Here is an 11,884-nt window from a genome sequence, read left to right as displayed (position 1 = left end):
CGGCTGCGCGACACGCGCGTGGTGTAAAAGTCGGCAAGGAGGCCGGTCCAGGGGATAGACATTGCCTATGCCGAAGATGCCGACAATCAAATGGCGGACCCGCAGCCGGTTTCGTAAGCTGCGGACTTCGCGATGGATCAGCGCGGTGGCGCTGTGCGTTCAACCCACCCCAAACAAGGAGAAACCGTGTCCACGACCAACGCCCCCACAGACGCATCCACGGAAGCCAAATGTCCCTTCCACCACGGTTCCGGCGTCGGCACCGCCAACAAGGATTGGTGGCCCACCCAGCTGCGCATGGATGTGCTCAACCAGCACTCGGACAAGTCCAACCCTTTGGGCGAGGCGTTCAACTACGCCGAAGAATTCAAGAAGCTCGACTACCGGGCCCTCAAAGCCGACCTGAACAAGCTCATGACCGACAGCCAGCCCTGGTGGCCCGCTGACTTTGGCCACTACGGCCCGCAGTTCATCCGCATGGCCTGGCACTCGGCCGGCACCTACCGCATCACCGACGGCCGTGGCGGCGGCGGACGTGGCCAGCAGCGCTTTGCGCCGCTCAACTCCTGGCCCGACAACGTCAACATCGACAAGTCGCGCCGCCTGTTGTGGCCGATCAAGCAGAAGTATGGCCAGCAGATCTCGTGGGCCGACCTGATGATCCTCGCCGGCAACGTGGCGCTGGAATCCATGGGTTTCCGCACCTTCGGTTTTGCCGGTGGTCGCGAAGACGTGTGGGAACCCGACATGGACGTGAACTGGGGCGCCGAAGTCAAGTGGCTCGCCGATGACAAGCGCTTCGAAGGCGACCGCGAACTCGTCAAGGGCCTGGGCGCCACGCACATGGGCCTGATCTATGTGAACCCCGAAGGGCCGAACGGCAGCGGTGACTTCATGGCCGCCGCCAAAGACATCCGCGCCACCTTCTACCGCATGGCCATGAACGACGAAGAAATCGTCGCCCTGATCGCGGGTGGCCACACCTTCGGCAAGGCGCACGGCGCAGCACCCGAATCGCACAAGGGCAAGGAGCCCGAGGGCGGCACGATCGAAGCCCAGGGCCTGGGCTGGACCAGCAACTTCGGCAGCGGCTTCGGCAAGGACACGGTTTCCAGCGGCCTGGAAGTCACCTGGACCACGACCCCGGCGCAATGGAGCAACAACTTCTTCGAGAACCTGTTCAAGTTCGAATGGGAGATGGAGAAGAGCCCCGCCGGTGCCAAGCAGTGGGTGGCCAAGGACGCGCCGGACATCATCCCCGATGCCCACGTGCCGGGCTTGAAGCACAAGCCCAAGATGCTCACCACCGACCTGACGATGCGCTTCGACCCCGAGTTCGGCAAGATCTCGCAGCGTTTCCTGCAAGACCCGCAGGCCTTTGCCGAGGCCTTCGCCCGCGCCTGGTTCAAGCTGACCCACCGCGACATGGGCCCCAAGGCGCGCTACCTCGGCCCCGAAGTGCCGAAGGAAGACCTGATCTGGCAAGACCCGCTGCCGGCCGCTACGCACCAGCCCACGCCGGCCGACATCGCCGACCTCAAGGCGAAGATCGCTGCCTCGGGCCTGCCGGTGGGTGAGCTGGTCTCGGTGGCCTGGGCGTCGGCCTCCACGTTCCGGGGCGGTGACAAGCGCGGTGGTGCCAATGGCGCGCGCCTGGCGCTGGCGCCGCAAAAGGACTGGGCCGTTAACCAGCGCGCCGTGAAAGCACTGGCCAAGCTGGTCGAGATCCAGAAGGCCTCCGGCAAAGCCTCGCTGGCCGACGTGATCGTGCTCGCCGGCGTGGTCGGTGTGGAGCAAGGTGCGAAGGCCGCAGGCGTGTCGGTCGAGGTGCCGTTCGCACCGGGCCGCGTCGATGCCCGGCAGGACCAGACCGATGTCGACTCCTTCGAGCCACTCGAGCCCGAGGCCGATGGCTTTCGCAACTACCGCAATGGCAAGAGCAGCGCGTCCACCGAAGCCCTGCTGGTCGACAAGGCCCAGTTGCTCACCCTGACCGCGCCCGAGATGACCGCGCTGGTCGGTGGTCTGCGGGTGCTCGGCGCCAACTTCGACGGTGGCGGCAACGGCGTGTTCACCGACAAGGTTGGCGCGCTGAGCAATGACTTCTTCGTGAACCTGCTCGACATGAACACCGTGTGGAGCACGAAGGGCGGCGATGAAGAGCTGTTCGAAGGCAAGGACCGCAAGAGCGGCCAGGTGAAGTACACCGCCACGCGCAACGACCTGGTGTTCGGCTCCAACTCGGTGCTACGCGCCTACGCCGAGGTGTACGCCAGCGCGGGCGGACAGCAACGCCTGGTGCGCGATTTCGTCGCCGCCTGGAGCAAGGTGATGAACGCCGACCGCTTCGATCTGGTGTGAGCCGCTGATCCGGCCCCTGCCTGAAAGACAAAGGCCACCTTCGGGTGGTCTTTGTCTTTGGAAGGAGCGCTCAGGAAGGCTCAGGCCAGGCGCGCGGAAACCGAACCACTTCGTCCACCGGCAGTTTCACCATGGCCGCGTCGAACAAGGGGTGCGCCAGCCAGTGCGCCCACCAGCGGCGCAGCGATGGCAGCGGCAGTTGCGCGAACCAGGGCGGATCGATGGCGGCGAACTGGCGCACGAAAGGGAAGATCGCCATATCGGTAGCGCAGGGTGTTTGCCCGCCCAAGTGCTCGGCGCGCGCCAGCCGCGCGTCGAGCGGCGCCAGCAGCACCGCCACCGCCTGTTCGCGGTGCAGCAGATGGTCTTCACCTGCGAAGCGCTCGAGGTACTTGGTGCGGTCCAGGTGGTGCTTGAACGGGCCATCACACGCCGACAGCAAGGCCAGGTTTTCGGCGCTCTGCGCCCGCGCCCACCAGCCGACCGGGTCGCCGTGGGCCATGAAGGCCCATTGCACGATGTCCAGGCTCTGCTCCAGCACGCGGCCGTCGGGCAAGGCGAGCACTGGCACCGTGCCTTTGGGCGACAGGGCCAGCATCGCGGCTGGCTTGTCGCGCAACACGATCTCGTGCGCGTCGAACGCCACGCCCACGACCAGCAGCGCCATGCGCGCCCGCATCGCATAAGGGCAGCGACGGTAACTGTAGAGCAGGGGCAGAGGTGCAGTGGGCATGTGGCCAATTGTCGCCCGCCCGAATCCCTGTACCCTCGGTGACCATGACCTCTGATACCCAAGCACCCATTCAAGAAGACCGCCTGTGGCGCGACGACCCCTGGACCGCCCGCGTCATCAAGAACGAAGACGACGACGGCTGGGCCGTGGCCATGTACCTCGATGGCCAGGCCGAGCCCGCGCTCGTCGGCCCCTGGACCATGGGCCGCGACAAGAAGAACCCCAAGCCGCTGGACAGCGCCGCCTTCAACACCCTGGTGAAAACCGCCAAGGAGTTCATCCGCCGCTCCGAACAGCAGCGCCACGCCGAGCTGAACAAGAACGTCAGCGTGACGGTGGATGGGCAGCGCATCCGCGTCGCCCTGGCCATCGTGCCCGACGAAGAGGGCGCCACCGCGACCCTGAGCGCCTGGGACCCGTATGACGCCGAACTGGCCCGTGTGCCGGTGCCGCCCAACTTCCGCTTGACGGTGGACAGCGCGCAGGCCTGGATCGCCAGCGGCTTCGAGAAGCCAGCGCGATGATCGACGGCCTGATCGCAGGACGCCTGATGGGCGAGGCTTCGCGCCGCGTGGACAAGGCCGGTCGCGGCTACATCGTGGCGCGTGTGCTCGCGCGCAACCGGGCCGACGAGGAATTCATCGTCAACGTCATCGCCTTCGACGAAGCAGCGGGCAAGGCACTGGTGGCCTTGCGCGATGGCGAGTCGCTCACGCTCAGCGGCGGGCTCACGCCCAAGGTCTGGACGGACAAACAGGGCATCGTGCGCCCCAGCCTGGACATGGTGGCCACGCATGTGCTGAGCGCGCACGGGGCCGGCGGCACGGCTTGACCCCGCGGGTGCCAAGGGCGCACGCCTCTGCGAAAATCCCGGGCATGAACGCGACCAACACCACCGAACTCATGAACACCCTGGGGCTGCAGGCCAAGGCGGCCTCGGCGCTCATGGCCAAGGCCAACGCGGCCACCAAGCTCGCCGCGCTGCGCGGGCTGGCCGCCTTGCTGCGCGAGAACGTGCAGGCCCTGCAGGTGGAGAACGCGAAAGACCTGGAGCGCGCCCGCGCCAACGGCCTCTCCGAACCGATGGTGGACCGCCTCAAACTCACACCCAAGGTGATCGAGATCTGTGCCCAGGGCTGCGAGCAACTCGCCGCCATGGCCGACATCATTGGCGAGATCACGGGCATGAAGCAGATGCCCAGCGGCATCCGCGTGGGCCAGATGCGCGTGCCCATCGGCGTCTTCGGCATGGTCTACGAGAGCCGGCCCAACGTGACCATCGAAGCCGCCTCGCTGTCCATCAAGAGCGGCAACGCCGCCATTCTGCGCGGCGGTTCCGAAGCCATCGATTCCAACCGCGCTCTGGCTGTGCTGGTGCAGCGCGCCTTGACCGATGCCGGTCTGCCGGCCGACGCGGTGCAGCTCGTGCCCACCACCGACCGCGCCGCCGTCGGCCTGCTCATCACCATGCCGCAGTACGTGGACGTGATCATCCCGCGCGGTGGCAAGGGCCTGATCGAGCGCATCAGCGCCGAGGCCAAGGTGCCGGTCATCAAGCACCTGGACGGCAATTGCCACACCTACGTCGACGACCCGTGCGACATTGCCATGGCGGTGAAGGTCGCCGACAACGCCAAGACCCAGAAATACAGCCCCTGCAACGCCACCGAAAGCCTGCTGGTGGCGCGCGGCGTGGCTGCCGAGTTCCTGCCCAAGATCGGCGCCATTTACGCTGCCAAGGGCGTGGAGATGCGGGGCTGCGCAGAAAGCCAGGCGATCCTGAAGGCGGTGCCCGGCGCGAACCTGAAAGACGCCACCGAGGCCGACTGGTCCGAGGAGTACCTCGCGCCCATCGTCAGCGTCAAACTGGTCGAGGGCGTGGACGAGGCCATTGCCCACATCAACCGCTACAGCAGCCACCACACCGACGCCATCCTCACCACCAACCACATGCACGCCCAGCGCTTCCTGCGCGAAGTCGACTCGGCCAGCGTGATGGTGAATGCGAGCACACGCTTCGCGGACGGCTTCGAGTACGGCCTGGGCGCCGAAATCGGCATCAGCACCGACAAGTTCCACGCCCGTGGGCCGGTGGGCGTCGAGGGCCTGACCTCGCTCAAGTATGTGGTGCTGGGCGAGGGCGAAGTGCGCGGCTGAGCGCCGCAACGCAGAGGAGGTGAACACCATGTGCCGCAACATCAAGACCCTCTTCAACTTCGAACCTCCGGCCACCGAGCTGGAAATCCGCGATGCCTCGCTGCAGTTCGTGCGCAAGCTCAGCGGCTTCAACGTACCGTCGCAGGTCAACGAGGCCGCGTTCGACCTGGCTGTGGCGCAGGTGGCGGTCACGGCTCGCGAGCTCATCGCCTCGCTGCACACCAGCGCCGCGCCACGCAATCGCGAGGTGGAGGCCATGAAGGCCAAGGCACGGTCGGTGGCTCGGTTCGGGTCGCCGGACTGAGGCGTCAGGGGAACAGCGACCCGGTCCACCAGGTCCGGCACAATGCGCGAACTCTTCGTCCCCTGGGTGTTCGCATGAAACGTTTCTTTGCCTTCAGCGCTGTGTGGCTCTCCGTCGTCCTCACGGGATGCGCGACAGGCCCGAAAACCTTGGCGCCCGATGTGGCCTCCGGCATCCAGCGGTTGGCGGTGGTTTCCGCCACCGGTGGCGAATTCATCCGAAAGTACGTCGGCGTGACCGTGTTCGGCAACGAGCTCGATAAGAAGAACATCACCGACTGGCAGCTCGACAAGGCCTATGAAGAGCAGATGGCCGCTGCCGCTCGACAGGTGTTCAACGCGACCGTGGTTCAAGTCGACTACCCCGTCGCCGATTTCGCGCGCGTCAACGATCTCAAGACGGGCTGGGATGTGCCGGCCAATTGGGGTCCGCATTGGGATTCGATAGAAGCGCCTGTTCAGCAATTGTGCGCATCGCACAAGCTGGATGCGGTGCTCGTGGCGGCGCGGCAGAAATCGGCCGATCCGTTCAGCCAGACTAACCAGTTCGTGTACGGCGCCGGCGTCTATACCGCGCGCAGGGCCCCGGCCATGCTGCATTTGCTGACCTCGGTGTCCCTGATGGACTGCAAGACGGGCAAGACCTTGGCGTTTCAATGGCTGCACGAAAGCACGACGGGTCGGTGGAACCGGCCGGTGGCCACGCCGCTGCCCGAGGAACTGGCGCGCACTCCGATCGCGCAATGGACGCCCGAGATGGAGGCGCGCCTGCGCGAGGACCTGCTGGCACTGCCCAAGGACGCGTGGTTGCTGACCTTGCGCTCAATGGTGAGCGTGAAGTAATTTCGCGCTCCATCGTCCTCGATCTCAGCGCCGTCCGGGCCATTCGGTGCCGCCCTCGCCCTCGAACACCGCGCGCAGCAGGTTGCCATCCTGAGAGGCCAGGGTGAGCAGACCCCAGATCACCAGCCAGGGACTGGCGTTGCTGGCTTGCATGCCGCTGTCCCACCACCAGGCGAAGCCGCCCGACAGCGCGAACAGCGCCCCAGCAGCAGAAACACCACCATTCACACCACCCGCACGGCATCGCTGTTGGATGGGCTCAGCACGGTGAACCACGCGGCGAGCGCGGTGATGAATGCCACAAACGCCATGTGAACGTCCTTTCTGAACGCGATGGTGGTGTGGTGTGCCACCGGGAGCACCTTGAAAACCCCGTCATCCGACCCCATTACACTGGCTGCCTCCCCATACCCCCGCCTTCCTTCCTATGGTCCCGCACCTCGTCACCGCCCTGACCGGCCCCATCAACGAGCTCGAACAGCGCATCCTGGAGTCCACCCCGGTGATCGAGCGCTGGTTCCGCCTGGAGTGGATGGAACACACCCCGCCTTTCTACAGCTCGGTCGACGTGCGCAACGCCGGCTTCAAGCTGGCGCCGGTGGATACCAACCTGTACCCCGGCGGCTGGAACCACCTCACGCCCGAGATGCTGCCGCTGGCCGTGCAGGCAGCGATGGCGGCGATTGAGAAAATCTGCCCCGAGGCCAAGAACCTGCTACTGGTGCCCGAGAACACCACCGACACCTTCTACCTCAGCAACCTCGCACAACTGCAGCGCATCTTCTACATGGCCGGGCTCAACGTGCGCCTGGGCTCGCTCTCCAACGACATCAAGTCGCCCAAGACGATCGAGCTGCCCGGCGGCGACAAGGTGGTGCTGGAGCCGCTGATCCGCAGCAAGCGCCGCCTCGGCTTGAAGAACTTCGACCCCTGCACCATCCTGCTCAATAACGACTTGAGCGCGGGCGTGCCCGGCATTCTCGAAGACCTGCACGAACAGTACCTGCTGCCGCCCCTGCACGGGGGCTGGCCCACACGGCGCAAGAGCCACCATTTCAAGGCCTACGAAGAGGTGTCCAAGCGCTTTGGCAAGCTGCTGGGCATGGACCCCTGGTTGATCAACCCCATGTTCAACCAGTGCGGGCAGGTGGATTTCAACGCCGATGAAGGCCTGGAATGCCTGCGCAGCAATACCGATGCGCTGCTCGGCAAGATCCGCCGCAAGTACAAGGAATACGGCATCAACGAAAAGCCATTCGTGGTCGTGAAGGCCGACAACGGCACCGGCGGCATGGGCATCATGACGGTGCGTGATGCCAAGGACATCGACAACCTGTCGGACAAGACCAAGGCGCGCATGGCGGTGGGGCAGGCCGGCCAGGAGGTGCACGAGGTCATCATCCAGGAAGGCGTGCTGACCAACGAGCGCATCAACAGCGCGGTGGCCGAGCCGGTGGTCTACATGATGGACCGCTACGTGGTGGGTGGCTTCTACCGCGTGCACGCCACGCGCGGCGTCGATGAAAACCTCAATGCTCCCGGTTCCGGCTATGTGCCGTTGGCCTTCGAGCAGAGTGCCCAACTGCCGCAGCCCGGGCAGAAGCCCGGCGCCAGCGTGCCCAACCGTTTCTACATGTACGGTGTGATCGGCCGCCTGGCCATGCTCTCGGCCAGCTACGAGCTGGAAGCCACCGACCCGGACGCCGAGGTCTACGAGTAAGTTGCTGCAGTGCAACATTTGCGGCAAGCGGTGCGCTGAGCCGACAGACAAGGTGCCTTTGGCAGGCGCACAATTGCGTTCCCTCGACAACTGAACCCCGCGCTCTCAGGCGGGGTTTGTTTTGTGTCTGCAGATTCCAAATCGTCCTTGGCGGCGCTCACCCTGGGCGCCATTGGCGTGGTCTATGGCGACATCGGCACCAGCGTGCTGTACGCCGTCAAAGAGATCTTCGGCTCCGGCCACGTGCCCTTCACGCATGCGAATGTCTACGGCATCCTGTCCATCCTGTTCTGGACGCTGACCGTCATCGTTTCGCTCAAGTACGTGGTGCTCGTGCTGCGTGCCGACAACAACGGCGAGGGGGGACTGATCGCCATGCTCGCGCTGGCCTCCACCGCGGTGAAGGACAAACCCGCACTGCGCCAGCTCCTGCTGGCCATTGGCATCTTCGGCACCTCGCTCTTCTATGGCGATGGCGTCATCACCCCCGCGATCTCGGTGCTCTCGGCGGTGGAAGGCCTGGAGGTGATCTCGTCGCACTTCCGGCACTACGTCGTGCCCACCACCTTGCTGGTGCTGTTCGTGCTGTTCGCGGTGCAAAAGCGCGGCACCAGCGGCATCGGGCGCTTCTTCGGCCCGATCACCTTGACCTGGTTCCTCACCATCGCCGCGCTCGGCGTGGCGCAGATCATCGGCCACCCCGAAATCCTCGGCGCGCTCAGCCCCTTGCATGCGCTGCGCTTCATGTGGCTGTTTCCCGGCATCTCCTTCATCATCCTGGGCGCGGTGGTGTTGTGCGTCACGGGCGCCGAAGCGCTCTATGCCGACCTTGGCCACTTCGGCAAGCGGCCGATCCGCCTGGCCTGGTTCCTGATCGTCATGCCCTGCCTCACGCTGAACTACTTCGGCCAGGGCGCGCTTCTGCTGGCCGACCCGGCGGCGGTGAAGAACCCGTTCTTCAACATGGCGCCCGAGTGGATGCTGCTGCCGCTGGTGGGTCTGGCCACCATGGCCGCGGTGATCGCATCACAGGCTCTGATCACGGGCGCCTTCAGCGTGACCAAGCAGGCCATCCAGCTCGGCTATCTGCCGCGCCTGAAGGTGCTGCACACCAGCGTGCGGCACACCGGCCAGATCTACATGCCCTTCGTCAACTGGGGCCTGTTCACCGCCATCGTGTTGGCGGTGGTCATGTTCAAGTCGTCCAGCAACCTCGCGGCCGCTTACGGCATCGCGGTCACGCTGGACATGCTGATCACCACCGTGCTTACGTTCTTCGTGATCCGCTACAGCTGGAAGTACCCGCTGGGCGTGTGCATTGCAGCTACCGGCTTCTTCTTCCTCATCGATCTGGCTTTCTTCAGCTCCAACCTGCTCAAGCTGTTGGCCGGCGGCTGGTTCCCGCTGTTCATCGGTGGGGCGGTGTTCACGCTCATGATGACCTGGAAGCGTGGCCGCGAGCTGATGCTGGAGAAGCAACACGCCGAGTCGATCGAACTCAACACCTTCCTCGATGCCCTCTTCGTCGCACCGCCTGCGCGCGTGGAAGGCACGGCGGTGTTCCTCACCGCCGACGTCGGCACCGTGCCCAATGCCATGCTGCACAACCTCAAGCACAACAAGGTGCTGCACGCGCAGAACCTGTTCGTCACCGTGCGCGCGCACGAAGTGCCCTGGATCGGCCTGAACAAGCGGCTGGAGATCGATGCCTTGGGGCACGACTGCTGGCAGGTCATCGTGCACTACGGCTTCAAGAACGACCAGGACCTGCCCGAGGCTCTCTCGGCCCTGCGTGGTCGGGGCTGCGAAGTAGGCCCCATGACCACCAGCTACTTTCTCTCGCGCGATGTCGTCGTGCCCACCATCGGCAGCGGCATGGCGCCGTGGCGCGAAAAGCTCTTCGCCCAGATGCACCACAACGCCAGTGCCGCCGCCGAGTTCCTGAACCTGCCGAGCAATGCGGTGATTGAGCTCGGTTCGAAGGTCGAGATCTAAGGTTCTGGACTTCTCCCCAAAATACCGCAAACAAAGTATTGAGATGAATCGAAGGCCGCAGAACAATCTGCGGCTTTTGGTTTTCAGTCTTGGTTTGAAAAGGGGAGGGACGCATGGCGTCGAAAGAATCGCGGGGAATGGTGCGCCGTGCGGTGGCGTGCCGGGTGTTGTGGGGTGCCGTGGGGGTCGCGTTGTGGGGCGCGGCGCACGCCCAGCGTCTGCCGCAGGACGAACAGCCTTGCCACGTCATCCATGAGCTGCAACTGAACGGCCCCGAGGCGCAGCGCTTCGCCTGGGTGCTGGACCACCTGAACGGCGTCGATGGTCTTAACAGTCCTTTGCCGCGCTGCCTCGGCGAGCAAGGCATTGGTGTGCTGGCGCAGCGCGCGCAAGCGGCCTTGAGCGAACAGGGCTTCGTCACCAGCCGCGTGATGGTGGAGCCCCAGAACCTGGCACAGGGAAGACTCGTGTTCACGCTCATCCCCGGGCGCATTCGACACATCCGCTATGCCGACCCTCGGGCGGCCAGCGCCCCGTCATGGCGGGCGGCATGGTCCGCGCGTCCCGGGGATGTGCTCAACCTGCGAGACATCGAGCAGGCGTTGGACAACTTCAACCGCGTGCCGAGCGCCGATGTCGACATTCGAATCGAATCCGCGGGCTCGTCGAACGACAGCGACCTGGTCATTCGCTGGCGCCAGCCGCGGCCGCTGCGCCTGAACCTGAGCCTGGACGACAGCGGCACGCACGGTACGGGTCGTTACCAGGCCAGCGCGACACTCAGCCTGGACAACCCCTTCGGCCTCAACGATCTGCTCAACCTGGGCACGCAAGGCGATCTGGGCGGCGGCGATCCGGGCCGGCGCGGCACCCACGGCAACGCATTGCACTATTCCCTGCCCTGGGGCAAATACCTGCTGGCCCTGGACCTGAACGAACACAGCTACTTGCAAAGCGTGGCGGGGCTTTCGCAGGACTATGTGTACCGTGGCCGCAGCGCTTCGCAGACGCTCATCGTGTCGCGGTTGCTGAACCGCAACGTGCTTCACACCACCACCTTGCAATGGCAGGGCTTCGCACGCCAGTCGCGCAATTTCATCGACGACACCGAGATCGAGGTGCAGCGCCGTCAGGTGGGCGGCTGGCAACTGGGTGTGGAGCACCGCGCTCTGGTGAACCGCGGCACGCTCGACCTGGGTCTGCATGTCCGGCGCGGCACCGGTGCGTTGGGAGCCCTGGCCGCGCCTGAAGAAGCCTTTGGCGAAGGAACCTCCCGCTTCGCGCTCGTGCAGGGTGACGCGCGTTGGCAGTTTCCTTTTCGCCTGGGCGCACGTGCCTGGCATTACAGCGGCCAATGGCGAGGTCAGATCAACAGAACGCCGCTGTCGCCGCAGGAGCGCTTTGCCATCGGCGGGCGCACCAGCGTGCGGGGGTTCGATGGCGAATACAACCTGAGCGCCGAGCGCGGATGGTTCTTGCGCAATGAACTTGCCACCCCCCTGGGTACGAGCGGACACGGCGCCTTCATCGGACTGGACCACGGCGAGGTGAGCGGCCCGTCGGCGGATTTCCTGGTGGGCAAGCGCCTCACCGGCGCCGTTCTGGGCCTTCGAGGCGGCGTGGGACCGGCGCAGTACGAGGTCTTCGCCGGTTGGCCGCTGCACAAGCCCGAGGGCTTTCGCACGGCCCATATGACGGTTGGCTTCTGGCTCGCCGCCAGTTTCTGACCTGTCGGTCCGCGCGCATCTGACCGCACAAAGGCCAGGCCTGGG

The 11,884-nt window shown here is 65.2% G+C and carries 12 protein-coding genes; 9 read left to right on the top strand and 3 right to left on the bottom strand.

Annotated elements, in window-relative coordinates:
* Positions 1-186: 186 nt before the first annotated feature.
* On the top strand, positions 187-2,361 hold the full coding sequence (gene katG / locus F9K07_RS28175; protein ID WP_236581734.1) for a catalase/peroxidase HPI: 2,175 nt from the start codon (positions 187-189) through the stop codon (positions 2,359-2,361).
* A gap of 70 nt (positions 2,362-2,431) precedes the next feature.
* On the opposite strand, the gene F9K07_RS28170 is transcribed toward katG, so the two are convergent.
* Positions 2,432-3,094 (bottom strand): glutathione S-transferase, encoded by a 663-nt coding sequence (locus tag F9K07_RS28170; protein ID WP_159596537.1) that lies wholly within the window; start codon positions 3,092-3,094, stop codon positions 2,432-2,434.
* Positions 3,095-3,138: 44 nt separating this feature from the next.
* Between F9K07_RS28170 and F9K07_RS28165 the strand changes: the two genes are divergently transcribed.
* The 5 genes from F9K07_RS28165 (at position 3,139) to F9K07_RS28145 (ending at position 6,397) form a co-directional block, all read left to right on the top strand.
* Positions 3,139-3,618, top strand: coding sequence for a hypothetical protein (locus F9K07_RS28165; RefSeq protein WP_159596536.1), 480 nt, complete (start codon positions 3,139-3,141; stop codon positions 3,616-3,618).
* Positions 3,615-3,926, top strand: coding sequence for a single-stranded DNA-binding protein (locus tag F9K07_RS28160; protein WP_159596535.1), 312 nt, complete (start codon positions 3,615-3,617; stop codon positions 3,924-3,926). Before F9K07_RS28165 ends, F9K07_RS28160 begins: the two co-directional genes overlap by 4 nt.
* Before the next feature lie 44 nt (positions 3,927-3,970).
* Positions 3,971-5,251, top strand: coding sequence for a glutamate-5-semialdehyde dehydrogenase (locus F9K07_RS28155; protein ID WP_159596534.1), 1,281 nt, complete (start codon positions 3,971-3,973; stop codon positions 5,249-5,251).
* A gap of 28 nt (positions 5,252-5,279) precedes the next feature.
* Positions 5,280-5,555, top strand: a complete 276-nt coding sequence (locus F9K07_RS28150; protein ID WP_159596533.1) for a DUF2277 domain-containing protein — start codon at positions 5,280-5,282, stop codon at positions 5,553-5,555.
* Positions 5,556-5,629: 74 nt separating this feature from the next.
* Complete coding sequence (locus F9K07_RS28145; RefSeq protein ID WP_159596532.1) at positions 5,630-6,397, top strand: hypothetical protein; 768 nt, start codon at positions 5,630-5,632, stop codon at positions 6,395-6,397.
* Between the two features lie 24 nt (positions 6,398-6,421).
* Here the strand turns inward: F9K07_RS28145 and F9K07_RS32130 are convergent, their stop codons facing one another.
* Together F9K07_RS32130 and F9K07_RS32125 are read right to left on the bottom strand one after the other, a co-directional pair.
* Positions 6,422-6,550, bottom strand: coding sequence for a hypothetical protein (locus F9K07_RS32130; RefSeq protein WP_268894734.1), 129 nt, complete (start codon positions 6,548-6,550; stop codon positions 6,422-6,424).
* A gap of 71 nt (positions 6,551-6,621) precedes the next feature.
* Positions 6,622-6,750 (bottom strand): hypothetical protein, encoded by a 129-nt coding sequence (locus tag F9K07_RS32125; RefSeq protein ID WP_268894733.1) that lies wholly within the window; start codon positions 6,748-6,750, stop codon positions 6,622-6,624.
* A gap of 74 nt (positions 6,751-6,824) precedes the next feature.
* Here F9K07_RS32125 and gshA point away from each other — a divergent pair, with 74 nt between their 5' ends.
* The 3 genes from gshA to F9K07_RS28130 all read left to right on the top strand — a co-directional run bounded on the left by gshA (position 6,825) and on the right by F9K07_RS28130 (position 11,839).
* Positions 6,825-8,117, top strand: a complete 1,293-nt coding sequence (gene gshA / locus F9K07_RS28140; RefSeq protein ID WP_159596531.1) for a glutamate--cysteine ligase — start codon at positions 6,825-6,827, stop codon at positions 8,115-8,117.
* A gap of 123 nt (positions 8,118-8,240) precedes the next feature.
* Entirely contained in the window at positions 8,241-10,112 is a 1,872-nt protein-coding gene (locus F9K07_RS28135) for a potassium transporter Kup (RefSeq protein ID WP_159596530.1), read from the top strand.
* Between the two features lie 113 nt (positions 10,113-10,225).
* Positions 10,226-11,839: a ShlB/FhaC/HecB family hemolysin secretion/activation protein gene (locus tag F9K07_RS28130; protein ID WP_159596529.1), complete on the top strand. Its 1,614-nt coding sequence runs from the start codon at positions 10,226-10,228 to the stop codon at positions 11,837-11,839.
* The last annotated feature ends 45 nt before the right edge of the window (positions 11,840-11,884 follow it).

Source organism: Hydrogenophaga sp. BPS33, assembly GCF_009859475.1.
Taxonomy (GTDB): domain Bacteria; phylum Pseudomonadota; class Gammaproteobacteria; order Burkholderiales; family Burkholderiaceae_C; genus Hydrogenophaga.
The sequence above is the reverse complement of the archived record's forward strand: the minus strand, read 5'-3'. Positions and strand labels throughout refer to the sequence as shown.

Excerpts from the sequence above, each read along its gene's own strand:
- F9K07_RS28170 (WP_159596537.1), bottom strand. The coding sequence starts at position 3,094 with ATGCCCACTGCACCTCTGCCCCTGCTCTACAGTTACCGTCGCTGCCCT.
- F9K07_RS28165 (WP_159596536.1), top strand. The coding sequence starts at position 3,139 with ATGACCTCTGATACCCAAGCACCCATTCAAGAAGACCGCCTGTGGCGC.
- F9K07_RS28160 (WP_159596535.1), top strand. The coding sequence starts at position 3,615 with ATGATCGACGGCCTGATCGCAGGACGCCTGATGGGCGAGGCTTCGCGC.
- F9K07_RS28155 (WP_159596534.1), top strand. The coding sequence starts at position 3,971 with ATGAACGCGACCAACACCACCGAACTCATGAACACCCTGGGGCTGCAG.
- F9K07_RS28150 (WP_159596533.1), top strand. The coding sequence starts at position 5,280 with ATGTGCCGCAACATCAAGACCCTCTTCAACTTCGAACCTCCGGCCACC.
- F9K07_RS28145 (WP_159596532.1), top strand. The coding sequence starts at position 5,630 with ATGAAACGTTTCTTTGCCTTCAGCGCTGTGTGGCTCTCCGTCGTCCTC.
- F9K07_RS32130 (WP_268894734.1), bottom strand. The coding sequence starts at position 6,550 with ATGCAAGCCAGCAACGCCAGTCCCTGGCTGGTGATCTGGGGTCTGCTC.
- gshA (WP_159596531.1), top strand. The coding sequence starts at position 6,825 with ATGGTCCCGCACCTCGTCACCGCCCTGACCGGCCCCATCAACGAGCTC.
- F9K07_RS28130 (WP_159596529.1), top strand. The coding sequence starts at position 10,226 with ATGGCGTCGAAAGAATCGCGGGGAATGGTGCGCCGTGCGGTGGCGTGC.